General features: G+C 40.1%; 22 protein-coding genes and 1 riboswitch. Of the genes, 9 read left to right on the forward strand and 13 right to left on the reverse strand.

Annotation, left to right across the window (positions count from 1 at the left end):
* The first annotated feature begins 121 nt into the window (after positions 1-121).
* The gene (locus Q4557_RS06980; protein ID WP_303411652.1) at positions 122-1054 is read left to right on the forward strand and encodes a LysR family transcriptional regulator; all 933 of its coding nucleotides are present in this window, start codon (positions 122-124) and stop codon (positions 1052-1054) included.
* Positions 1055-1143: 89 nt separating this feature from the next.
* Here the strand turns inward: Q4557_RS06980 and Q4557_RS06985 are convergent, their stop codons facing one another.
* From Q4557_RS06985 to Q4557_RS07010, 6 genes are all read right to left on the reverse strand, one after another.
* Entirely contained in the window at positions 1144-1896 is a 753-nt protein-coding gene (locus tag Q4557_RS06985; RefSeq protein ID WP_303411654.1) for an HDOD domain-containing protein, read from the reverse strand.
* A 216-nt stretch (positions 1897-2112) separates the two neighbouring features.
* Positions 2113-4098, reverse strand: coding sequence for a TonB-dependent receptor (locus Q4557_RS06990; protein WP_102476284.1), 1986 nt, complete (start codon positions 4096-4098; stop codon positions 2113-2115).
* Positions 4099-4230: 132 nt separating this feature from the next.
* A riboswitch (cobalamin riboswitch) is annotated at positions 4231-4450 on the reverse strand.
* A 214-nt stretch (positions 4451-4664) separates the two neighbouring features.
* A complete protein-coding gene (locus tag Q4557_RS06995; protein ID WP_133126429.1) occupies positions 4665-5249 on the reverse strand; it encodes a hypothetical protein in 585 nt (194 codons plus the stop codon).
* A 175-nt stretch (positions 5250-5424) separates the two neighbouring features.
* Positions 5425-5763, reverse strand: coding sequence for a DUF3622 domain-containing protein (locus Q4557_RS07000; RefSeq protein ID WP_102440458.1), 339 nt, complete (start codon positions 5761-5763; stop codon positions 5425-5427).
* A 79-nt stretch (positions 5764-5842) separates the two neighbouring features.
* The gene (locus Q4557_RS07005) at positions 5843-7813 is read right to left on the reverse strand and encodes a U32 family peptidase (RefSeq protein WP_303411661.1); all 1971 of its coding nucleotides are present in this window, start codon (positions 7811-7813) and stop codon (positions 5843-5845) included.
* Positions 7814-7954: 141 nt separating this feature from the next.
* Positions 7955-8521, reverse strand: a complete 567-nt coding sequence (locus Q4557_RS07010) for a phosphoribosyltransferase (RefSeq protein WP_303411663.1) — start codon at positions 8519-8521, stop codon at positions 7955-7957.
* Positions 8522-9030: 509 nt separating this feature from the next.
* On the opposite strand from Q4557_RS07010, the gene Q4557_RS07015 reads away from it, so the two are divergent.
* A complete protein-coding gene (locus tag Q4557_RS07015; protein ID WP_303411665.1) occupies positions 9031-9786 on the forward strand; it encodes a thiol:disulfide interchange protein DsbA/DsbL in 756 nt (251 codons plus the stop codon).
* Positions 9787-9922: 136 nt separating this feature from the next.
* Here Q4557_RS07015 and Q4557_RS07020 read toward each other — a convergent pair whose 3' ends face one another.
* Both Q4557_RS07020 and hemG read right to left on the reverse strand, forming a co-directional pair.
* Entirely contained in the window at positions 9923-10453 is a 531-nt protein-coding gene (locus tag Q4557_RS07020; RefSeq protein ID WP_303411667.1) for a cytochrome b/b6 domain-containing protein, read from the reverse strand.
* A 57-nt stretch (positions 10454-10510) separates the two neighbouring features.
* Positions 10511-11032 carry a menaquinone-dependent protoporphyrinogen IX dehydrogenase gene (gene hemG, locus Q4557_RS07025; protein ID WP_303411669.1) on the reverse strand — a complete coding sequence of 174 codons (522 nt, stop codon included), beginning with the start codon at positions 11030-11032 and terminating at the stop codon, positions 10511-10513.
* Between the two features lie 370 nt (positions 11033-11402).
* Here hemG and Q4557_RS07030 point away from each other — a divergent pair, with 370 nt between their 5' ends.
* Together Q4557_RS07030 and Q4557_RS07035 are read left to right on the forward strand one after the other, a co-directional pair.
* Entirely contained in the window at positions 11403-12602 is a 1200-nt protein-coding gene (locus Q4557_RS07030; protein WP_303411671.1) for an MFS transporter, read from the forward strand.
* Positions 12603-12646: 44 nt separating this feature from the next.
* Positions 12647-13558 carry a TIGR03899 family protein gene (locus Q4557_RS07035; RefSeq protein ID WP_303411673.1) on the forward strand — a complete coding sequence of 304 codons (912 nt, stop codon included), beginning with the start codon at positions 12647-12649 and terminating at the stop codon, positions 13556-13558.
* 22 nt (positions 13559-13580) lie between these two features.
* Here the strand turns inward: Q4557_RS07035 and Q4557_RS07040 are convergent, their stop codons facing one another.
* On the reverse strand, positions 13581-14225 hold the full coding sequence (locus Q4557_RS07040; RefSeq protein WP_102436156.1) for a hypothetical protein: 645 nt from the start codon (positions 14223-14225) through the stop codon (positions 13581-13583).
* 422 nt (positions 14226-14647) lie between these two features.
* Here Q4557_RS07040 and Q4557_RS07045 point away from each other — a divergent pair, with 422 nt between their 5' ends.
* Entirely contained in the window at positions 14648-15070 is a 423-nt protein-coding gene (locus Q4557_RS07045; RefSeq protein WP_102436154.1) for an organic hydroperoxide resistance protein, read from the forward strand.
* Positions 15071-15167: 97 nt separating this feature from the next.
* Here the strand turns inward: Q4557_RS07045 and Q4557_RS07050 are convergent, their stop codons facing one another.
* Positions 15168-15692, reverse strand: a complete 525-nt coding sequence (locus Q4557_RS07050; protein ID WP_102436152.1) for a DUF3087 domain-containing protein — start codon at positions 15690-15692, stop codon at positions 15168-15170.
* 439 nt (positions 15693-16131) lie between these two features.
* On the opposite strand from Q4557_RS07050, the gene egtB reads away from it, so the two are divergent.
* The 4 genes from egtB to Q4557_RS07070 all read left to right on the forward strand — a co-directional run bounded on the left by egtB (position 16132) and on the right by Q4557_RS07070 (position 19942).
* Positions 16132-17397 carry an ergothioneine biosynthesis protein EgtB gene (gene egtB, locus Q4557_RS07055; protein ID WP_303411677.1) on the forward strand — a complete coding sequence of 422 codons (1266 nt, stop codon included), beginning with the start codon at positions 16132-16134 and terminating at the stop codon, positions 17395-17397.
* On the forward strand, positions 17394-18383 hold the full coding sequence (locus Q4557_RS07060; protein WP_303411679.1) for an L-histidine N(alpha)-methyltransferase: 990 nt from the start codon (positions 17394-17396) through the stop codon (positions 18381-18383). The genes egtB and Q4557_RS07060 overlap by 4 nt, the downstream gene beginning before the upstream one ends.
* Positions 18384-18507: 124 nt before the next feature.
* A complete protein-coding gene (locus tag Q4557_RS07065; protein WP_303411681.1) occupies positions 18508-18888 on the forward strand; it encodes a nuclear transport factor 2 family protein in 381 nt (126 codons plus the stop codon).
* Positions 18889-19012: 124 nt separating this feature from the next.
* Entirely contained in the window at positions 19013-19942 is a 930-nt protein-coding gene (locus tag Q4557_RS07070) for a LysR family transcriptional regulator (RefSeq protein ID WP_303411683.1), read from the forward strand.
* Positions 19943-20052: 110 nt separating this feature from the next.
* On the opposite strand, the gene Q4557_RS07075 is transcribed toward Q4557_RS07070, so the two are convergent.
* The 3 genes from Q4557_RS07075 to Q4557_RS07085 all read right to left on the reverse strand — a co-directional run bounded on the left by Q4557_RS07075 (position 20053) and on the right by Q4557_RS07085 (position 25025).
* Positions 20053-21036, reverse strand: coding sequence for an MDR family oxidoreductase (locus Q4557_RS07075; RefSeq protein WP_303411685.1), 984 nt, complete (start codon positions 21034-21036; stop codon positions 20053-20055).
* Between the two features lie 337 nt (positions 21037-21373).
* Positions 21374-24469, reverse strand: a complete 3096-nt coding sequence (locus Q4557_RS07080) for a DEAD/DEAH box helicase family protein (protein WP_303411687.1) — start codon at positions 24467-24469, stop codon at positions 21374-21376.
* Complete coding sequence (locus tag Q4557_RS07085; protein WP_303411689.1) at positions 24432-25025, reverse strand: bifunctional 2-polyprenyl-6-hydroxyphenol methylase/3-demethylubiquinol 3-O-methyltransferase UbiG; 594 nt, start codon at positions 25023-25025, stop codon at positions 24432-24434. The genes Q4557_RS07080 and Q4557_RS07085 overlap by 38 nt, the downstream gene beginning before the upstream one ends.
* Between the last annotated feature and the right edge of the window lie 161 nt (positions 25026-25186).

Consider the following 25186-nt stretch of genomic DNA (forward strand, 5'->3'; position numbering starts at 1 on the left):
TACATTTTCGTAAATAAATTACACAGGCGTCTGGACGTCTAGAAGTTTGTTGTGATAGTCTTGATACAAGCAACCGAATTGATTTCACCCGTAAGTTGAGCAAAATTCATGTGAGGATTATATGATAGAGCTGAGACACCTTCGAACTCTGATGGCACTTAAAGAAAGTGGTAGCCTTGCTGGTGCTGCGAAAAAACGCTTCGTAACTCAATCAGCGCTATCTCATCAAATAAAAGAATTAGAAACACGCATTAATTCGTCTATTTTTATTCGAAAGAGCAAACCATTATCTTTTACTCAAGAAGGCACTCGACTACTTAATTTGGCGGAGGAAATTCTCCCTAAAGTGATGGTGACAGAATCAGATCTGAAAAAAGGCCTTGATGGAGAGGCGCAATCTTTAAAATTGGGCATTGAATGCCATAGCTGCTTTCGCTGGTTAATGCCGGTGACCGAGGCCTTTAAACAAATCGCACCAGATGGCCGTATTGATTTATCTAGCCGTCATTTATTTGATTCATTAAATGCCTTAGCGCTTGGTGAGTTGGATATTGTACTCACTTCAGATCCAGTACCAGGGCATGCACTTGCCTATCAACATTTGTTTGATTTTGAAGTGAAGTTAGTCGTTTCAAATGAGCATCCTCTAGCAAAACAGCCATTCATTAAACCTGAGCAGCTCGCCAAGCAAACACTGATCACTTACCCTGTTCCATTGCAGCACCTTGATATTTATAAGCACTTTTTAGAACCTGCTGGTGTTGAGGTGGGTGAACAAAAGCAATGTGACTTAACAGCGATGCTGCTTCAACGTATTGCTTGTAATGATGGCGTAGCGGCGCTGCCAAGCTGGTCAATTAATGAAGGCCATGGACTTAACTTAAGTTCTGTAAAACTTGGCAGCGAAGGCTTAAAAAGGCCGTTATTTGCAGCCTACCGCCTTAATACATCCAATACCCATTTAATTCAAAAATGGCTAACCTTAGTGGCTGCTGAAGGGCTAAAGTTACAAAGATTAAGTCAAAAGCACCAATCGCTCTTAGAATGTGCATAAACAAGTTGTGAAAAATCCATAAAAAATGCCACGATTAAGGTGGCATTTTTTATGTCATGGGATTAAATCAACTCGCTATACTAGCTTCATTAATTAGATTTATTAATTGGGTTTATCAATACATTACGTTTGCTCAGCACAGCTCTAAGCACTAAGCCTGCAGAGTTTACATTGCTCGTTTGGTTAATATTATGGGCCACCATAAATTCATTGCGTAACTCATCATCTAACCCAAGAGCCTCAAATGCTTCTATAGATAAACTTTGTTGCTGGGTATCAATGAGCTTTTTTATCACCTGTAATGCTATGGGTTTTTCTGAGGCGGCATTTAAAAATGCAAACGCACTTAAGGTAATCACTTGACCAAATACACTAAATAGCGCCAAGGTTTGCAGTTCATCTGCATCAATATCTATAGCTTGTTTATTGTCTTCAAGCTCACGTAAATAATGCACTGCATCGGTAGCGATATTTTCAGTAAGCGCCCAATAGCCCTTAACTAATTTACAATATGGTTCAGGTAATTCATCTAAGCGTTCTTTTAGATAAAATGAGAAGCTATAGCGGTAAATATTGACTTGGCCTAAACGGATAAGCGCATCTTTTATACTGCGATTTTTTGTCGCGATTACGCCACCAGCTTGAGCGGTATTACTGCGCCAAAGTAAATGAGCGGCAAGCGCGGGATCGCTGGCAATGATATCGATAATAATGCGGATATCTGCTTCATTAATTAAGGCCTTTTTTAAAGGGATCAAAATACCACGGCGCCCAATGACTTGTTCTTCGTTGCCAATAATAGCTTTTACTTGAGTGAGTACCTGCTGCTCAAGGTAGGTCATAAAGCGATGCTTCCCTGTATAATTCTTCGTTCTCGATTAACGAATTTATCCATAGAAACCCTACAAAGGTCAAGTGATTAATGCTGATTAAGACAAAAAGCCGACAAGTGCTTTGTCGGCTTTAGTATCTTCAGTGTAATTAGCTAGATAACAAGTTATTATCGTCTAAAAATCAGACGCTTCGCTTATTATCTGTTAGTTCATTACAAAGGGATTTTAAAAACGATAACCTAAGGTTAAGCGAATTGAGCGACCATTACCCGAGTAATAACCGCTGCCGCCCCATTCCTCAGGAACATAATAGCCAGCACTGACATATTGCTTATCTAACAAGTTGTCAGCACGTAAACTGGCACTCCACTCATTACGGGTATAGTTAATGGCTAAGTTAGCTAATACATAACTGGATAACTTAGGGTCAACATTGGCATTATCACCTTCAATAAAGCGCTCGCCAGTATAAATACCTTCAGCAAAAACCTGCCACTGTTGGGCAATATCATAACTCACATACGCACGGGCATTATGCTCCGCAACCCAAGAAAGCGCCTTGCCTTCGTTCTCGCCTTCGGTAAATTCAGCATCAATGTAATCATATGATGCGCCCAGCAACCAATCTGCAGCGATTTGCACATCATAAGCGGCATTAACGCCAAAACGAGTTGAAGCATCAGCATTAACGTTAGCACCGCCGCCCTGTGGACCATCAGTGCGCCCTGCGTCATATACAATTTCATCTTCCAAATCTAAACGGTAAAGGTTTAATTTGAAGGTTTGTGTTGTAGTGGTCCAGTCCCAACCTGCTTCATATGAGCGGCCGGTTTGTGGATCAAGACCAAGGGTGGTAATTGGGGTATAGGCTTGCTCATCCACTTTGGCAAAACGGAAATTATCATTGGCGCGAATATAAAAACGATGCGCAAGGCTTGGACGATAATTTAACCCTAACTCAAATGCATGGGCATCATTATCAAGCTCAACACCATTTGCGTATGATAATTGATCTGTTAAGTCATCTGTCACTTCACTGTAACGCCCACCAACTACATAGGATAATGACTGCGTTAATGGCACTGAGGCTTGCACATAAGCACTGGTCACTTTCTGTTCATTATTACGTTGAATGTAAGCAGTATCAAAATCGGCCTCACCGATACTTAAATCAACCCCAGCAATAATGTCTAAATCACCATTATCTAGCTGATAATTTGCTGTGGCTTTGGGTGAAAAGCTTAATAAACTTCGCTCGATACGCCCAGCACTGCCCCAAATAAAGTTAGTGGTTAGAGTATCAGAGTAAGTTAAATCAGTGGCCAAAGCCCATTCTTTAGTTAATTGGTACTCATAGCCACTGCGCAGCGCTGTGGTCATTTCATGAACATAATCATCATCGGTAAAAGGTGCGGCCTGAGTTGGATCTTGCAGATACTGCTCCAGTGTTAGCGCACCAGGGGCCTGGCGATCATTATCGAAGTAGCTGGCTTCAACAAAGAAATTTTGTAAATCAGTTTGATATTGCAAACGGCCTAGAATTGAGCCTGTTTCACTGTCGTTATTATCGCGATAGTTATCACTTTGATTGTAACTGCCGGCCAAGTAATAATGCCAAGCGTCATTAATTTTGCCTGAAATATCCCCTTTAGCTTCATAAGTATCAAAGCTGCCAGCACTTAATTGCAGTCCGCCGCCGTCTTTATTAGGCGCTTTAGTGATGATGTTAATCACCCCGCCAACAGCTTGATCGCCATAAAGTACCCCAGCACTACCTGATAATATTTCCACCCGCTCAACTTGATTTAACGGCACTGCATTAATGCTAGGAGCCGCAATATCAATATTGTTTAAGCGGCGACCATCAATCAAAATTAAGGTATTGCTGGCGGCTTGAGACGCTGAAAAACCGCGCATGGCAAAAGTCGTACCTGAGTTGTTATCAGACACTTGAATACCCGCTTGAGAACGTAATAACTCCGTTAAGCTCACCGCACCACTAAGCTGAATATCAGCTTGGTCGATCACATTTACATTCGCTGCAATATTAAGAGGATTTGCATCTTGACGACCAATAACCACAATTTTTTCAACCTCTGCATTGGCAGAATTGTCTGTTGTGGTGTCAGCGTAAACAACTGAGGTTGTTGAAGCAGCTAGACCAAATACTAGGCTTAATGCTGATGCGATTTTTGTTAGATTTGTACCCATTTACCTTTAACTCCTGAAAGGAAAAATGGGGCATATTTGCCGCAGCGCATCGTACTCGTAAATTTATCTGTTAGCGATAAGCCATGATTATTTACAAGCAACGAGCTACATTTCGAGATCTGCCCACCGAAATCTCAAAATCATCTATAGGGCCGGTCTCCGGACTTAGGTTAAAGTAGCAAAGCTACTGACGAACATGAATTTTTAACGTTAAATAGCAGCTTAAATTTCACAGCTACAAGCTTTATCGCACTCAGTCCTCACCATTACCGTTGCGGGGGCAGTACTAGATTTTCACTAGTTTCCCGATTATCCCGTGTCATACACAGGCACCACTATAAATTGACGATAAATTATATAAATTTTTGATTGCTACGACTTAAAGCAGCCATATAACAAGCTGATATAGTATAACGTGCTTATGGGGATTTTTGATATAACGAAAATGAATCAATCATATTATTCAACTTATTGAAAAATAGTCTGAATAATATGATTACTCATTAATAGCTCGCTTACTGATAAGCGGATTGTTGATAAACCAATTATTGATAAAAAGAAAATTTCTAGAATCGTAACTGCTTAAAATTCGACATAAATTGACGATGATTGGTCGATTTTAATGGCGCTGAGTTTTTATTAAAAACATCGCCGCGCATAGACTTATGCATAAAGTACAAGTCTTCAACGCCTTTAATTACGGCGTAATAACCTATTTCACCTTGCTGTTTAACTGAGCCACCTTGCTGTAAAAAGTTAGCCATAACGGTACAGCCGATAATGCCGTGATACGCTTCTTGACCACCCATCTGGGTTTTTCCAAGTTGCTCATAAACCACCTCACCTTGGCAGCTGTCTTGGTAGGTGCTAGCAAAATTATTTAAAAATCGCTCAGGCTCGATATTTTCTGCCAAGCCCTCAAAGCCTTGAATACAGAATAAATCAGACCAATTATTTAAACTTTCCCCAGCAGGAACAAACTCAGCTTTATACATATTCCCTTTGCTAGAATTAAATGCCATATTCCAGCCAATAGGCAGCTCAAAAGACACACTTTTGGAAAATATTGATAACTCTCTTTTTGCAGCGTTAGTTGCATCTGCTGATTGATTGGTGGTGCTATTGAGGTAAGACTGTGACTCTTTGGCCATTACTTTATTTCCAGGGCCTAATAACAACAGCCCTGAAAATATTATTGTCGTAAAGCAAGCTTTCATACCTAATTCGTCCTTGGTATTGGTGCTGAAAGGTGAAGTTTGGTTTATTCAAAAATAAATACGGCAAACCTTGTCACCAAGTTGTTGCATTACTGTAATGTTTTAACGCTTAATCTTCAACAACATCTGCGCTATCGGCAGCATCTATTTGCTTAGCATCATCTGATAATGCATCTGCTTCATCGGTTAATGCTTCTGCAGCAATTGCATCTGCAATTGATTTAGCCTTAAGTTGTTTTTCTGTTTTACGTTTATTGCGTTCAGCTTGCGTGGTTAAAAAAGCGGGAAGCTCTTGCTTACCCCAAGCTTCAGCCTCGGCTTCTGATGCAAATCCGTCATGACTTTTAGACACAATAGTCTTAGTTGCAGTCATACGACGAGTGATTTCAGTTTTCCAAGTTGTACCAACTTGTTTTACTCTAAAATCATATTTTTTTGCTTTAGTCATTTTGGGCTTTTTCCTACAAATTTATCGCCACGCATCGCGCGTGATAATGGTTATTGAGTAATAAGATGACATCACCTGATTACTTTACTAATTGATTTGATCCAACGATCATCATTTCACATTTTAGGCAATCGAAAACCAGCTTTAAGCGGTCTTTGCCAATATCGAGCACCATTGGGTCAGCTTTAATGCCTTCAACTTCTTTAGGGCATAAATTAAAGCTGTAACGTAAGCAATGCTTAGTCACCATTAATGGTGCATCGGTTAATAGTTTGTTTTTCTCGTAAGTGTCTTCAATTTGAACCACACCGTGTTGCTCATAAAATTCACGAGACTTATCGTTTGCAACATTAGATAAAAAACTTAAATACTTTTGCGGGAAACGCGCTGACTTATCATGCTCAGCTCGCTGTGGTCGCTGGTAGCCTTTTACTCTGGCGTCATCAAAGGCGGCAATGGCATCTCGCCTTAAACCATTAATCACTGACGCTGGTAAAAACCAACGATTAGCACATTCAATCGTTAACTGCTGTAACTGATAGTCACTGTTACCCAGTTTGCCGAGCTGCGTTCGCAGGCTTGCATCTGCTTTAGCGTAATCTTTCGCCGGCTCTTTTACCCACTCAAGCTCTACTGTAACGCTATGGGCATGCTTGTCACTGATGGTCAGTGAAATGCCTTGCGGCGTATCAGCCAATACCATATCAACCGCAATGTTACGGCTAGCAGAGTCTTTTGATAGCAAAGCATCAAATTGATGATCGAAGTTTCTAAATAACTCCACACCGACTTTTAAGTCTTTCGACACATCGGTCAGATATAAAGTATTACCATCAGCGCGGTTAACCCTTAAGCCTTTGGTTTTGTTATCAGATAAACGCTGCTTTTGATAACCATCAATAAAGAAGCACAAGCCATCACCGTTATTAAACTCAACGGCTTTACCCGCTTTACTGCTATCGACTTTAATAAAATCGCGGCCAACACTGGTGATAACCCCCACTTTTTCACCAATGTACTTTGGCGAGCTAAAATGCTCAATTTGCTCAGTACGTTGATTAATAAAGTAATCTGTCTTACCGCGGTTAAAGCTTTTTTCAGGATCTGGCGTAAAAGTAAATTCGCTTCGACCATGAGACATTGACTCAAGATCGCTGCGGCGATCAATAATCGCATCTAACTGCTGGCGATAATGGGCGGTGACGTTTTTAAGATAACTAATATCTTTTAAACGGCCTTCCACTTTAAATGATGTTACGCCTGCATCAATTAATGCTTCTAAATTCTCAGTTTGGTTGTTGTCTTTTAATGACAACAAATGCTGATTTTCAGCTAACACTTCACCATCACGGGTGGATAAATCGCAAGGCAAACGGCACATTTGTGAACATTCACCACGGTTAGCACTGCGATTAGAAAACGCATGACTGATATTACATAAGCCGCTATAACTGACGCACAATGCGCCATGAACAAAGTACTCAAGCTTAAGTTGCGTACTGGCTGCAATTTCTTTAATTTGCGGTAAATTCAGCTCACGGGCTAATACCACCTGTGAAAAACCGACCTGTTCTAAAAACACTGCTTTTTCTGGGGTGCGATTATCCATTTGGGTACTCGCGTGCAGTGCAATTGGCGGTAAATCTAACTGCAACAAGCCCATATCTTGAATAATTAATGCATCCACACCTGCTTCGTATAATTCCCAAATAAGTGCCTGCGCTTTGGCAATTTCGTCATCCATTAAAATGGTATTTAACGCTACAAACACTTGAGCATGATAACGATGAGCAAACTCTGCCAGTCTGGCAATGTCTTCCACACTATTACCGGCATTATGGCGTGCACCAAATGCAGGTCCGCCAATATATACAGCATCAGCACCATGACGAATAGCTTCAATGCCGTAATCAGCATTTTTAGCGGGTGCCAGTAGTTCAAGCTGCTTTTTCTCTTGCGACTTGCTCGCTAGAGATTGAGAACCTAGAGATTGAGTATCTATAGGCTTATCAGTGGTTTGTTGTGGGGAAAATATCTCAACAGAGCTCATAATGGGCAGTATCTTTTCAGGGTAATAATAAAAAATGCATCAAGAAGGTGAATTAAACACGGACAATAACCACGTGTCAGGCACTCTCTTGACGCACTGTTGAACTGCTAGTTTAGCAAAAAATAACCAATATCGATGCTTTTACTTAAACAAATGCTGAATATTATGAAAATCAGTCTTACCTTCTGCGATTTCTTGCGGGTTTAAACCTGACACTTCATGAGGAAAAACAAGCCATTCATCAGACTCATGGATAAAATAATCCGGCTTTAAATCGACGGCGGTATTCTTTGGTTTGTAATAAGGACAAGCCACACGAATATCGGTTGGGATATTTTTGCGCATGAATTTTTGTAACTTATCAATTAAGGCATCAACACTGCGGCCAGAATCAAATACATCATCAACAATTAATAGTCCATCGTCAGCATTAGCATTTTCAATAATGTAATGTAGACCATGAACTTTGATTTTCTTACTTTGCTTATCAGTACCAATACCGTAATAAGATGACGTTCTTACCGCAATATGATCGGTTTCAACATTCTTAAAATCATAAAATTCTTGCACTGCAATACCGATTGGAGCACCGCCACGCCAAATCCCCACAATAAATTGCGGTCTAAAGCCACTATCGTACACTTGTGCTGCTAATTTGAATGAGTCTTCAAGCAACTGCTGTGCGCTAATATAATGTTTCTCTGTCATTGGATAAGGCCCCTATTATTTTATTGCGGCGGATTTTATACCAATTATAGGTAACTTGTCTGTGAGGAAGAGAAATATTTATTAAATAAGCCTCAAGCCGCACAATGAGCACTTGGCATAAAATCACCCAAATAGAATAAGTATCAACTGCCACTCATCAAAGTGCCAGTGTAAATAGTCACAATTAAGCGGGCTATAGTGACAAAAGTGACAAAAGTGACAAAGAGACAATAGTGACGACAGTGAGCGATTTCGGCAAGTTTGTGAAGCTTGGCAAATTCTGCGTACTGAGTCGTTATAAAAGCTAGTTTAAATTGCAGTGCTTTTTACTAAAAAGCACTAGGCCATCACAGTTTTAACACTGACACTGCTAACGGATTCAGTCATAATCGCAGCTAACTTTATGGCAATTAAGCAAGTGCTTAAGTTGCTTGAGTTATTTAAGTTGCGTAAGCTTAATTATCTCTCGCGATATATCGCCAACATCACCCCACTTTGTCGAGGCATACATGGTAAAGATTAAACATATTGCATTCACGCTGGCTGTTGCTGCATTCACATTAACCCTAACGGGCTGTGGCAAACCTGCTGATACAACGGTTACAACTGCAGAAAAAACTGCTGTTGAAACGGCTGTAGAAACTGTTGAAAAAGCGGCAGAAATTCCATCTAAATTTGTTGAAGGTGTACATTACACTCAAATTTCTGATGCACCAGCATCAACTGAACCTAAGGTTTCTGAATTTTTCTCTTTCTACTGCCATAACTGTTACAACATGGAAACCCAGTACCTGCCAGAAATTAAAGGTAACTTGAATAAAGAAATTAACTTTGAAACCAAGCACGTTGACTTTATGAACAGTGATATTGGTACTGAAGTCATGCGCGCTTTAGCCGTTATTCATGAAGTGGGTAATGCGGATGTATTAAATAAAGCCATGTTCCAAGCGATTCAAGGCGAAGGTGGACACCACGACCACAGTGCTCCAGGTCATAGCCATGACGAGCCAGAAATCAACAGTCGTGACGATATCAAACAAGTGTTTGCAGCTCACGGTATCGATAGCGCCGCTTATGACAAAATTGCTGACAGCGAAGCAACTGACAAAAAGCTAGCTTTATGGCGCCAACAGCAAATCATGTACCGCGTTCAAAGCGTACCGACTTTCATCGTTAACGATAAGTATGCTATCAACATGAATGAAATGCGTACTCTTGGCGATCTAATTGACGTGATGAATTACTTAGCATTAGAAAAGAAATAAGCTACAAAGAATCATTGTCTAAGTACAATCTTTAGCGTATTAAAAAGCCCAATCATGATAATCATGCTTGGGCTTTTTTAGGTTTGTTATAACGTAAAATTGTCACTAGCCAATGGTATATAGATTGAATTAATGACTAAGAATTTCTCACCATATCAATAATATGAAACATGGCAAACACGATATGTACCATCAAGAAACCCACAAAGCCTTGGGCAAAAAGAATGTGGTATTTACGCCACATTAATGCATCACTGCTACCTTGAGTGGCAAACCATGCGATGCCGGTAATACTCACTAGCGCCATTAAAATCAGCCCTATTCCTTCAACAATACTGAAGATACCTTTGCCTCCAGAGCTCGGTAAAGTGCCCTGCTTTAACTGCTTAATTTCATCTACACATTGGGAAAAGTCTAATCTTAACCACGGAAAGAACTGACGCCAGTGGCCATTTAACAGATTCTTCAGCATAAATAACAAACCAAATATAGCTGCCACTAAGCCTAGATACACATGCAAACTGTCCCAAATACTGGCATTAGCTCTTAATTGCCGACCGATTAGGATCCATGGGCTAGTTACCACCAAAAATACGCTTAGGGTTATCACAATAACATGCAGTTTTTCGGCAATAGCACTAACCAAAGCAGATGACTTTTGACTCATGAATTTACCTTCCTTTTGCAATGATAAGCACTTAACTTATTCTCAGTCTTAAGCTCGTTAAGCGCTATGAATTTGGTCTACATAGGCATCTACTTTTTCCCAGTCGGTGTACTCAACTTGGGTATTAGGATCGGTAGGCCCTTTGGTCATCCACATGATAAAGCGAATAATATTACGATCCATTGGGCCATAACCTTGATAATCTAAATTCCCCCCAAACACTTCCAGTACTTTGGGTTGCCAGTCACTTTGTTTCAAAAAGGCTTGCATATACATGTTGGTATCAGGGGTGTTTTTACCTGGCTTTCTCGCCACTAAACTCACTGAGAAAAACCCATTAGGTTTACTATCTAGTATCGCTTTATTGTTCGCCGTAAACGTATATAACTCTGCTCTATGCTTACCATGACGAATACTGGCACCGATAAACACTTTATCAAATGCGCTAACATCCGGTTTATCTTGCAGCGCTGCTAAGGTGACTGTGTTGCCTTTAGCGATGAGCTTTTGCTGCATGTAATCGCAAATCTTACGGGTTTGACCGTGAACCGTTGAATAAATAATTAAAATGCTACTCACGTTAACCTCAATTTTAAAAAGTGTTATCTGTCATTAACTTCATCTTAATTGAATTGGCGCAACAATTACATGGATCAGATCACGACAAATTAGTCGCAACACCCATTAATAATCAAGACTTTTGGCTGGCTCACAAAATGCGGGATAAAGTCTAAGCTTCACTCACTTATGTTTTTTAATTTGTAAAAAATACAAATCGAAGTTAGCTGCTATTAGCACTACGACACCTATTCAAACTGACCACCTAAGGCACGCATATCGCTAAAGCCCAAGCGATAGCTTCCTAATAGAGAGCATTTTACACTTAGCGCTAAACGGCAAATTATGTAACTATGTGGCTAAGATTGAGAGACAAGGAAAAGTGACCTTAATGCCCGCAGTTTCAGACAAAAATCCGCAGCAATTATTATTGTGGATGACCTTCATCATGTCGATGGTGTTTGCCGTATGGCAAGCCTTACTCAATAACTTTGTTATCGAGAAAGCGGCATTTACTGGGGCTGAAATTGGCATGCTGCAAAGTTTGCGTGAAGTACCCGGCTTTTTAGCCTTTACCGCTATATTTGTATTACTGCTAATTAGAGAGCAAACCTTCGCGCTGTTGTCACTGGCGGTATTAGCCATTGGCATTGCTATAACTGGCTTTTTCCCCAGTGTATTAGGGCTTTATATCACCACAGTTTTAATGTCGATTGGCTTTCATTATTTTGAAACCGTTAATCAATCTTTGACACTACAATGGGTCGATAAACAACACACCGCAGAGTTTTTAGGTAAAGCATTAGCGTGGCGATCTGCGGCTGCGTTACTGGGTTATGGCAGTATTTGGCTGGTAATGACTTGGCTTAAACTCGATTATGTGTGGATGTATGCCATCATTGGCGGCTTAGGCTTAATTGCGGTTATCATGATGAGTCTGTATTACCCACATTTCCCTATTGCTGAGCCGCAGCACAAAAAGCTTATCTTTAGACAGCGTTACTGGCTTTACTACGCACTGACGTTTTTATCAGGCGCCAGAAGACAAATCTTTATGGTCTTTGCCGGTTTTATGATGGTGGAAAAGTTTGGCTATTCAGTCACCCAAATCACCTCACTGTTTTTAATCAATTACGTGGTTAATTTGCTATTTGCCCCAGCTATCGGCCGCTTTATTAGCCGCATAGGTGAACGTAACGCCTTAGTAATTGAGTACCTTGGCTTAATTATTGTTTTTGCTAGCTACGCCGTAGTTGAACATGCCACTATCGCTGCTGCGCTGTATGTTTTTGACCATCTATTATTTGCTATGGCTATCGCCATGAAAACCTACTTTCAAAAAATTGCCGATCCTAAAGATATTGCCGCTAGTATGTCGGTAAGCTTTACCATTAATCATATTGCCGCAGTGATTATTCCGGCACTGTTAGGCATATTATGGTTAAGCTCGCCTCAATGGGTATTTATGATTGGAGTCGGCTTTGCTATATGCTCGTTAATATTGGCATTAAACATCCCGACATCTCCTGCTGCTGGCAATGAAACTAATTGGCGTTTTGTAACAAAAACATCAAAACTCAAAACACCATAAAACAATAAGAATAAACAATAAGAATAAACAATAAGAATAAAAAAATGGCAAACATTCAACCGCAAATCGCTGAAGCCCAAGTCTCCACTAAGGCCTCAACTAAGGCCTCAACTAAAGCTTCGACTAAGCCGCTAAACTCAGCACAGGCAAACGACAACGGCGCTAAGGTTTCAGCAAGTAAAAAAGCGCTTTTGCTGGGTAAAGTACTGGGATTAGCCAGTGAAGAAGATTATCGCCCTTCCAGTGCATCCATTGCTGAGCGAGCTGAGTTTCGACTACGAAAACTACACTCTCAGCATCAGCTTAATCTGGAAACCATCTTTAAATTGGCTCTCACTTATACGCCTACAGATGTGACAGGAGAAGATTTAGACCCTGATTGGAGTTACCAGTTTTTTCAAATGGCTGAGCAAATTAATAGCCGCAGAATGCAAGATTTATGGGCACGCATTTTAGCCAGTGAAATAGTTAAACCGGGTAATTTTAGCCTAAGAACATTGGCAACCCTTAAACAACTGACCCAAAGAGAAGCCCATATTCTTGAAAAAGCCTTGGGAATGTCAGTAAAACTTAATCACGAAAGCCGTTATAAACTGCTCAGTGGCTACCGTATACATGGCGGTATCAAACAATATTTTAGAAAATCGACTCTGATGAATTTCGGGCTATCGAAATATGGTTTGCCCTATTCGAGTATATTGACCTTAATTGATGCGGGAATACTTCACAGCAGTGAATTTGAAACTGGCACCTTAGACAAAGGCGTTAAAATTCAATTAAATATGATAGACAACAAAATAGCTATTGAGCCTAATAGCAATAACTTACTATTCAGTTATTACCGTTTTACCCCCATTGGAGATGAACTCAGCCAATTGGTTCATCCTAAGGTTGATAGTGCTTTTGTAAAGGATTTAACCGCACTACTTAGCAGAGACTTTAAGGTAGAAAGTTAATAGCAGCTATATAGATGCGAGACTATTTAAAGTCTTTAGTTGAGGCGACTGTGGCTTGAACATCCGCTTGCGTCTCACCATGCTCATAAAGAGAAGAATGCTGAGCTTTATGCATCGAAAATAAAAATTGTCTGAGGGTTTCTCTTGAGTCTTCTCCGACAATAATTGTTGCTGCAATAACGCCATTGTCTGAGCGAACTTTTTTATATTCAATATCAAAACTAATTTCATGGGTAAGCACCAAGGTGCCACGCCTAGGTTTGCTTGACTCGATAATCTGCGGTGCATCTAAAGTGACGCCAGTGCTTGAAAGCGACAACACATCAATGGCTAAATTTGTATCAAAATCAATAATTCTGACATTATCTAGCTCTTTCATGCGCCAGCTTCTATCTGCACCTCGGGTATCCACGACTTCAGGGATCCCCAGTTGAGACACAAATTGGCCCAGTTCATCCATTTTTAAAGAGAAAGGAAACCATAAACGGTAGTGACCAATTTCAGCTAGTAACGTCATCTGAGTTTTCCCTAACAGGCTGGCTAAAGCCTCGGGCATTTCAGTGGTCACAGCAACGGAATCAGTATCACTTTTACTAACAATAGGAGACTGCTTGGCAAAAAGTTCACTGAAACAGGCTAACTCTTCTTTGGTTAATGTTGAAGTCATTGTCAATCCTCCCTGATGTTTATACTTTAAGATAGCCTAAAAACATTAACACGCAAGCTACATTTATTCAAACATGTAGAAATGTTCAGTTTTAATAAAAACCAATAAAATTATAGGCTTTCAACATTTACCCTATACCTAGAAAGAGTTAGCCACCTACTTGAAACCAGCTCGTGATTCAACGACTTTCGAATCAATTATCTCAAGCATACTCAAGTCATCCACCCACTGTGAGTAAATCTAGCGCCAGCTATTTAGCGCCATATCATTTTCAAAATAATCTTGGGAAAAATAAACAAACCACAATTAGGTTGCACGCAATATAATTTAGGTTTATTGTTACTCTTAGTTAAGTTGCGCACAACCTAAATTCAAGTGTGCGTATCAAGATAATGATTTTAATTATGTAATTTGGAGTAATAATGGACATCATTTATTCAGCATCAGCAAAAACTACCGGCGGTCGTGATGGACGCTCAGTATCTTCAGACAACAAACTTTCTGTTGAGTTAAGCACGCCAAAAGAATTAGGTGGCGCAGGCGGAGAAGGAACCAACCCTGAACAACTTTTTGCTGCTGGTTATTCAGCCTGTTTTATTGGCGCGATGAAATTTGTTGCGGCCCAAGATAAGAAAATACTCAGTGCTGATTTGTCAGTAGAAGCAACCGTGGGCATTGGCGCAAATACCCAAGGCGCTGGGTTTGCCATTGAGGTGGCACTTCGCATTGATTTACCAGCAATGGATAAAGTAGCAGCGCAAGCCTTAATCGAAAAAGCTCATCAAGTTTGCCCTTATTCCAATGCAACTCGCGGTAACATTCGCGTTGAGCTGTCACTGGTTTAAGCATAAACAGCTGTTGAGACTATTGCTCTAAACACTGATCAAAAAGCCCCCAAATTACTCATTTATAGCGTAATTAGGGGCTTTTTGTTTAAATGATTTAGAACTTTTCGAGTAAATTTTCAGAGAAGTCCGCTGTCGTTATTTCAAGGTTTAAATCGGCAAGTTTTGATTCGATAGCACTGATATCAGCTTGAAGTGTGGCCAGTGTCAGGGTGTTATTGTCTAACTCAAACACTTGCTTTTGAGTCGTCAAATAAAACAATAAAACCGTTAACGCATCTGGATCATTGTCCCTAGCGGCCAGTTTGATTTTAGCCAGTTTGCGATAAATTCGATTATGCAGTTGTTTTAACTTCCATACCCAGTAAATCTCTTTTAGGTATTCATGCTTCTTATAAAAGTTCATTACTAAGCTGCAGGTGAGTACCGCGAGGATAACGCCTAACAAGTTTAGGTGAAAGTGCCCAGTAGATTCACCACTGGCCACCGTTTTATTACCAAAAAATTCAATTAGCACGGTACCAAAACCGAGAGATAATAGGGTTAAACTCGCCACTAATGACACTAGAACCACATTCAAACGTTGACGATATAGCGCCTTATCAACCTTCATTAACTGCATGCAACAACCTTAAAAAAATATGATGACTTATTTTACACTGAATAAGATCGCAAAGTAGCCATTGCTAAGGCTATTTTAATTAGGGAGTAAACCTTTGTCGTGTTAGTAGCAAAACTTCAGCCTTAGTTTTTAATGTGCACGCGTCAACAGCCTATAGCCAATATTTTCAGATTTAACTTAACCACTTAGTAAAATGCTACCTAGATGATTTTATGATAAAAAACTTTCATCTTGGTTTATTTTGACTAGGCTTAACATTAGTAGTTATTTTAACCAATTAGAAAAAATTAAAAACAACCAGCTCAGTTGATAAGTCTTAAAAGACACATAAAAGCCAAAAGATGAATTATAGATGCCTATTGCTGTTGCCTGTCATCAGCTTGAAAGAAATTATTGTCATAGTGCTTCTAAGTATATCGTTGCAGAAAGGGATTTATAGATGGATATCAAGGGGAGCTTAGAGTGTAACCAGTTAATTAAACGCTATATTGCCACCAGAGCCGCCACAACCGAAATATGCGCCCCGTTAGAAATAGAAGATCTGTGTATTCAGCCCTGCGCCGACGTCAGTCCACCTAAATGGCATTTGGGACATACTACTTGGTTTTTTGAAGAGCTAATATTACGCCAGTTTGTTGCAGGTTATCAGCGCTTTGATGAGCATTTTAGCTTAATTTTTAACTCTTACTATAAATCAGCAGGCCTGCATTGGACCCAAAAAGATCGCGGTAACTTGTCTAGGCCTACGGTAGCACAAATAGCCCAATACCGTCAGCAAATTGATGAGCTAATTCTAAGCTTACTCAATGCTGGGATATCAGAAGAAATTGCTACCATTATTGAAATTGGTATTCATCATGAGCAGCAGCATCAAGAGCTTCTGTATATGGACATTAAGTATATTCTGCATTGCAATCCCAGCAGTCCTCGCTACAGCAAAACACCGTTAATGAGCGCACAAGCGGTCACTGGCTCATGGCACACTTATACTCAGCAACTGGTGGAAATTGGTCATTGTGGCGAAGGCTACGCATTTGATAATGAATCACCGCCTCATAAAACTTACCTGACAGATTTCTCAATCTCTGACACTCTTATCACTAATGGTGAGTATTTAGCGTTTATTGAGTCAGCAGGCTATCAAACGCCAAAATACTGGTTAAGCATGGGCTGGGATTGGCTTAACGAGAACGGTATTACATCGCCTTTGTATTGGCGAAATCTCGATGGAAAATGGTTTGAATACACCCTTCATGGCCTAACACCTTTAGACTTAAGTGCCCCTGTGGTTCATGTCAGTTATTTTGAGGCCAACGCCTTTGCCAATTGGCGCCAATGCCGCTTACCCACAGAGCAAGAGCTAGAGCATTATTTACGCAGTAGCGACAATCAAGCCTTAATCTCAGCCCAAGGCCTGCCACCAGCAAGTTATCATCAACCTCAGTTACACCCCATCAATGCAGGTGATACTTCAGGTCAAGTCTGGTGTTGGAGCCAAAGCCATTATTCAGCCTACCCCGGCTATAAGCCCTTTGAAGGCAAGTTAGAAGAATACAATGGCAAGTTTATGTGTAATCAGTTTGTGCTTAGAGGCGGCTGTATTGCCACACCGCCACATCACTATCGACATAGTTATAGAAATTTTTATCAACCACACCAGCAATGGATGTTTTCAGGGATCAGATTAGCAAAGGATATCGTGTGAAGATTTCTAAAATTGATTATAAAAGTGACAATATTGACGCAATAAATAAAGAGCAATTTGCGATTGATGTATTAACTGGCCTTAGCGCTAGCCCAAAAACCTTACAAGCTAAATACTTCTACGACGATACTGGCAGTAAGATTTTTCAGCAAATTACCCAACATGAAGATTACTACCCCACTCGCACTGAGTTTGAAATTTTAAACACCATCAAACATGAACTGGCGGAGCTTATAGGTGAACAGGAAATTGATATTATCGAACTCGGAGCAGGCGACGGTCATAAAAGCCAATTAATCATTGATGGGTTCGTGGATCACAACTGTAAAGTCAATTACTACCCCATCGACATTTCAGAAGAAGCCATGCTGATGTTAGAAGACAACATTTGCGATCACCCTAATGTTGAATGTCACGGCATAGTAGCGGAATACTTTGAAGGCTTAAGGCTGGTGAGAGAAAAATCGACCAACAAACAACTGGTATTGTTTTTAGGCTCCAATATTGGCAATTTTGATCGAGTTCAAAACCAAGGCTTTTTACGTCGTTTGTGGATGAGCATGAATGCTAGCGACTATGCACTGGTGGGTTTTGACCTAAAAAAAGATGTCGATATACTGACCCGAGCTTATAACGACTCCAGTGGACTCACCAAAGACTTTAACCTGAATTTATTAACGCGGATCAACAAAGAGCTTGGGGCTAACTTTGTAGTGGATAATTTTCAGCACTTTGGCATTTACAGCCCCCTTCTGGGCGCTATGGAAAGCTACGTCATCGCCTCAAAGCCACAAAATGTCTATATTTCGGCGCTAAAAAGACAATTTCATTTCGACGCCTTTGAACCGATTCATTTAGAGTACTCCTTTAAGTTTCTCAAAAGTGATATTGACTTTATTAGCCAACATACCGGTTTTGAGGTCATTAAACACTTTTCAGATGAGCGCGACTATTTCATTGATTCATTGTGGCAAGTTAACAAGTAACCACCCTATTTTAATACTATGACGTCATCTTGCGATAACAACCGCGGCAAACTAGGCTTTGGCAGTGGCGATTTAATACCTTGCATGAAAGAGACTTAAAACCATTCAAACTCAGGAGCGAACAATGCCCCAAGATCTTCAAGCCAATAAACACAATGCTATCGCATTTTACCGCAGCGCTTATTTAGGCGACCCAGTTAAGGCCGTTGAAAAATATGTTGGCGCAGAATACATTCAGCACAATCCGATTGTGGCAGATGGTAAACAGGCTTTCATCGATTACTTCATTGAGATGGCTGAATATAAAGGAAAAACAATTGAGTTTGTCAGGGCCATAGCAGAAGATGATTTAGTGGCGCTGCATACCCATCAAGTGTGGCCTGGTAACGATCAGTATGTCACCATGGATTTCTTTCGATTTGATGACCAAGGCAAGATAGTCGAACATTGGGACTCTATTCAACAAATACCCGCTGAATCAAAACATAGTAATACAATGTATTAAGCCGTCATTAGGCGTAAATTAAGCTATTTCTTGCTTATCTATAGAAGTCTTTCAAAACCAGTAAATCATTAACGTGATAGCTTAACCATCAAACCTAAATCGACTAATAATTGCTAATAATCTTATGAAACTTGAAGAAATTTACCGACAAGACCTTAGTTTACTTATCGCCTTACAAATCTTAGTCGAAGAGTGCAGTGTTACAAAAGCAGCAAAACGGCTGCACTTGAGTCAATCTGCCACCAGTCGAATCTTAAGTCGCTTGCGGGAAATGCTCAACGACCCTCTCTTTTCACGGGTCGGCCAACAATTAGTACCAACCCAATATGCTCTAGATTGCTATCAACAGCTGCAAGGCCCTACAGGTCAATTACTACAACTGCTTACCCCCAGTGAATTTATTGCCAAAGAATGCCAACAAAAATTCACCATAGCTACCACTGACTTTGCCGCACAAGGTCTGCTGCCACTGGTGTTACCTAAGCTCTATCAACTAGCACCCAATATTGGCATTGAGGTCATTCCGGTGCAGCATCAATACCTTCAATCGCAACTGAGTTTACAAGGCGCTGACATGGCAATTTGCCGCGCCATAGGGCAAACAGAGCAATTACAACAAACAAGGTTAGGTTTAGTGGGCGTTAGCTGTTTAGTATCCAATCACCACCCTGTGGCAGATAAAGCCCTATCACTAGAAGATTACCTACACTTTCCCCACGCTACCATTGCCATTAGTGATGGTGTTAAAGCCATTGTAGACTCATCTATCGCGCAGTTCCCACAACGTAAAGAGTTATTAAGGGCACCGAATTTAGACAGTGCACTGGCATTGCTTGAGCTGCATCCATTAATTATTACCTTGCCAGAAGGCATGGCTGAAATCGCCGCAGCCAAACACGGTTTGATTGTAAAGCCACTGCCATTTGCAATAGCGCCACTAAACTACAATTTATTTTGGCATGCACGCTGTGAGTTAGATAAAGGCCAGTGCTGGCTAAGGGATAAAATAGTCGACTTAATTAAGCCTTTGCTTATCAGTAACAGGCAAAAATGAGCACTGAAAAAAGACACAAAAAAGCGGCTATTAAAGCCGCTTTAAGATCTTTTAAATAAATGCTTGAGCTAAAAAAATACTCTTTACATGAATAACGTTCAGTTAATAAATTATTGGCAATTAACCAATACCCGCCCCGTCACCTTACCTTTAACAATCTGCTGTGCAAATTCTGGTACTTGCTCAAGAGCAACAGTTTGACAGGCTTGCTGATAAAAGCTGTCTGGCAATAAGGCTATGACTTGCTCCCATGCCTTCACGCGTTTTTCGAACGGGCAAGCAACAGAATCAACACCCAACAAGTTAACTCCACGTAAAATAAACGGCATCACAGTGGTTGGTAAAGCAAAGCCACCGGCTAAACCACAAATAGCGGCACTACCACCATAATTGATTTGGGTTAACGCGGTAGCCAACACTTGATTGCCGACGGTATCAACCACCCCAGCCCAGCGTTGTTTATCTAAAGGACGACCCGCTTGTTCAAACTCGCTTCGGTCAATCACTTCACTGGCACCAAGCTGTTTAAGCAGCTCACCATTAGACTCAACACGGCCAGAACTTGCCACAACGCTATAGCCAAGCGCTGACAGTAACGTCACAGCAACAGAGCCAACACCGCCACTGGCACCCGTTACTAGCACTTCACCTTGCTCAGGTGTAACACCAGCCTGCTGTAATGCTTGCACACACAACATCGCTGTTAACCCTGCTGTACCAATCATCATAGCTTTAGCAGCATCAGCATTTTGTGGCATAGGCACTAACCAATCAGCTTTAACACGAGCCTTCTGGGCCATACCGCCCCAATGGTTTTCACCAACGCCCCAACCCGTTAGGATAACGTGATCACCTGCTTTATAACGCGGATCTGCAGACTCACTCACCACACCCGCAAAATCAATCCCAGGCACCATAGGAAACTGACGAATAATTTTGCCTAACCCAGTAACAGCTAAGCCATCTTTGTAATTTAGCGATGAATAACTTACATCAACTAACACTTCACCTTCAGGAAGATCTGCAACAGATAATTGGCGAACCTCAGCTTGGGTCTGCTTATCATTTTGGGTTAATACAAGTGCGTTAAACATGGTGGCGCTCCTTACATTTTAGATAAAATTATCATAGTGTAAAAACCACCATGAACACACTGCAAACTTTGCATGCCACACATGCACAGGAGTCATACACAAAGGCCGGTGTTGAGATGGGCATGTTTGCTGATAGCTGTTAGCTGTTAGCTGTTAGCTGATCACATATCATTTGCGAGCAAAATAAACCATCAAATGAGTATAGGTGCAATTCAGCGTTAGTGAGGGAGGAGGAGAAATAAAGAAAATTGTAGCCTTAAAATGCCCTCAAATTAAAGCCTCATAGATATAAAACCACTCTGCTTTTATCTTGTTAAATATAACAAAACAGGCAAGTTTAATTCTTAATAACTCCTTTAAAACGCGCGAAAGTATTCATTTGTTCGGACGCATTAAGGGGATGATAGTCTTTATTATTTGCGATCAATGTGTATTTACCTTGTGATTGCTTAATTACTTTTCTAAGTAAATACTGCGGTTCCCCTATATCATCTAGTAACTCAATTGCTAGGATTTGATTTGAGATTGAGCCAGCACTAACTGGCGTGATCCATTCAAATAGCAATAGGTCACCATCAAGTATGGGGGATTTCCCACCATTCATTGAGTTACCTGATGCTTTTGCAATGAAGTGTTTATCTGGGTTATTTGTTCCGTATTCTGTGGGGATTTGTATAAAACTTACCTTATCAGCCGTACTGGTTTTAAAGTGACCGCAAGCAATTTTAAGATCTTCAAAAAACGGTAATGAAACTAGGTTTTGATTGTCGAGTTCTGCCTCAAGATTTGGCAGGTTTAAAGTAGCGATATCTTCTTTGGTGATTGTCATATCAAGCTTATTGTAATAATGGCTAAGATCCTCCCGCATTTGAGTGGTAATCGCGCTCAAATCTGATTGTTTGAGTTTGTCCCATAACACGGTATCAAATGCGATCAAATTCAACTCTTGGCACTGATAAAAGAAACGCTTACGTTCGAATTTTTCAAATGGATTGATAAGAATATTACGCTTGATATACGCCGAATCCAATAAATTTTCACTGATATTAAGTGGGTTACCGCCTTTCTCTGCTTTACCATATTTACTCAATAAAGATTCATAGAAACCTGCATATAAACCAGCAACTACATCTAAATCCAATTCGCCTTGTTTATTACAGTGGTTCGCCATGACAATAAGCAAAATAATTTTGTATGAGAAAGTATAATCACGTTTTTCAATAAACTCGATAAAGTCAGCCTTTCGAGTATCCTGTGTTCTAAGTGGAATATTTTTGGTGATTCTTATTTTTTCAAGCTGTTCGAAGCTAAAGTAATTAAGATTTTTACTACCAAATGGAATCGTTTTATCGGCAACCAAATCACCTTTTTTCATCCAAGCTTTTACTGTACCTGTTGAAATAAATAGCTCTCTAGCTAGCTGCTCTTCATTTAGTAGGTCTCTAAACTCTTTTTCAAAATTAAAGATATTAATCGGTTCGATTCTTCGCTCCGACTCCCATAATCCATCTAAAATAATTAATTCATTCTGAGATGTCCCTTGAACATCTTTTACCAGATCACCAAAAGGTTGATAGTGACTCAAATTAAATAAGCCATGTAATGACCAAGGTGTAATAGCTGCTCCATAACTATCAACCACATCAATTACATATAGCGCTTCTTTGCCTGGATAATTTCGTGTTCCTCGTCCTAATTGCTGGGTATAAAGTACTTTCGACATTGTTGGCCTAGCCATAACAAGAATACTGGTTTGAGGCGAATCCCAGCCTTCGTTTATTAAATCGCAAGCACATAGCATTTGAACCTCACCCCTATGATATAAATCTAGGCCAGTACGTTCCTTACCACTTACCGAAGCCGCTTTTATACCTGATTGATTTAATAGCTTGGCCATTCTTTGGGTGTGTTTAATATCGACACAAAACACTATGCCCTGCTGTGTGCTGATAGATTGTGCTTGTTGATTAAAAAAGTATTTAAGTAAAACATCTGCAATCAGTTGGTCACGCGAAGGGATGATCACAGTTTTCTGTAAATCGGTTTTAACGAATTCTTTGCCGTTAAATCTTACCTTCGAAAAATCAATATTTGATTCTAATCTGAAAGCTCGAATTTGCGGCACTAACTTTTTCAAAATAGCTTGTTCTAAGGTCATCTCAACTTCGTAATGACCAAAAATATCGCTCAGAGAGCGCTTATCAAGACGCTCATCCGTAGCAGTTAAGCCCAAAAGACTCTTAGGAGAAAAGTAATTTAAAACTTGGCGTAAACCATCTGCAGCAGCTCTGTGCGCTTCATCAATAAGAATATAATCGAAATGGTTTCTAGCGAGTTTACGATAATGCCGTAATACATAGGCACTAGTTTGCACTGTAATATCGAGTTGTGAATTGTTAAGTAACTCACCAACCCTTATCTCTGGAATTTGTGCCTCTAACCTTTTAATTAGCTGCATTTTTAGCGCAACTGTCGGCACAACAGCTAACACTTGTTTGGCATTGGATTGCTGTAATTGCTGCCTAACATCTTCAATAAACACTTCTGTTTTACCCGAACCAGTAGGCAGTACTACTAAAAATCTATTCTGGCCTGCTTTTCTTTTTTCAATTAGGGTGTTTACAGCATCCTGTTGATGGGCATATAAACTAAAATCAACGGAACGTTCAGCTCTATATAATGGAGATTTTAAGAAATGTTCAGATTGGCCAAAATAATCTTTCATTTGGTCTTCAAATTTAAAAGAATCACTCATGCCCCTATCTGACCAGCGATATACAAGGTAACCATCATTTACTAATGAGTTTTGTTTAAATAGTTGCGATCGATATTGCTTCTGAGAGACTATCCGAGATAAGGGATGATGATAGGTTTCACCATTTAGCTCTATCGCTATAGGTGATGTTTTACGATGCAAAATGTAATCAATAAATCGCTTATGTCCTTGCCTATCAATATAAGGAGCTTCCGCTTGCAAAGCATGTATAGATGCTGGCCCAAACACACTCTCAAATATTTCTGCAAACTTAAATTCGGGGGGAGTAGGATCGATATGTTGTTCCTCACGATTCGAGCCAAACTTTTTTAGTTCTATGCTCTCAATTTCGGAGGATAAAAAGTGGCTTATATCATCAATTAACTGCTGTATTTCAAGTGCACAAAAACGGAGTAACCCTTGATAATGGTGCATCAGCTGATTCTGATAGCTAGTGTAATCAACATAATGAAAATCAGAAGGTTGAAGGGAATATAATGAATTATCGACCAAAATTGCTGAAGGCTGATTCCGCAAATTAGAATCATTATTGCCGATAAAAGTATATAAGCGGCCAACATCAACCACATTTTCTAACTTATACCCAAAACTAGCTAAAACCTGATCAACTGCAATCCCATCAAGCCCCATTGCGATCGCCTTTAATAAGAATTGCATTAAGCCACTTTTCATCCTGTCGGTCAGGCCGAGCATCATCAGTGATCCAACTTTTTACAACATTAAAATCACTTCCATCTATGAAATCGTTAAGCCTTTTTTCATCTGCATTCGTGAAATAACGCCCGCCTCTCTCTACATCACTAACACCATACTTAAAAGAACAATAAAGATAACCACCATCCCTTAAACTTCTAGATAAATTAGCGAATGAAGCTGGCAGTAAATTACTAGCTACATGTAATAAAGAGGCGCAAGCCCAAATACCATCAGCCAATGATGAAGCTTTAAAACAATCAAAAGTGTTTAGTTCAACATCAATCCCCGTTAGTTCAGATGCTTTTTGCACTAAACTCTCACTTGCATCAAATGCACTCACTTCGAAGCCTTGCTTTAAAAAATACAAGCTATCTCGTCCGCTTCCGCAGCCAGCATCAATAATATGCCCATTCGGCTTTAATAGAGGAATGAAGATTTCGTACAAAAGGGATAAATCTACATTGACGGTATCATTATAAAATGATTCAGCATTAATGTTATAAAAGTTATTTATCATAGGCTTGGATTGTATAAGCAATTTTCAACAGACTACCATAAGCAGCAAGATATATTGTATTTCTGCATCAAGCAACTTAACTCATAGCAAATATTAATTAAGAAAGGTAATTGAAATTGAAGGCTGACACGTTAATCGAATAAATGTTTAAACTAACTTAT

It is taken from the genome of Shewanella sp. 5_MG-2023 (assembly GCF_030547465.1).
Classification (GTDB): Bacteria; Pseudomonadota; Gammaproteobacteria; order Enterobacterales; family Shewanellaceae; genus Shewanella.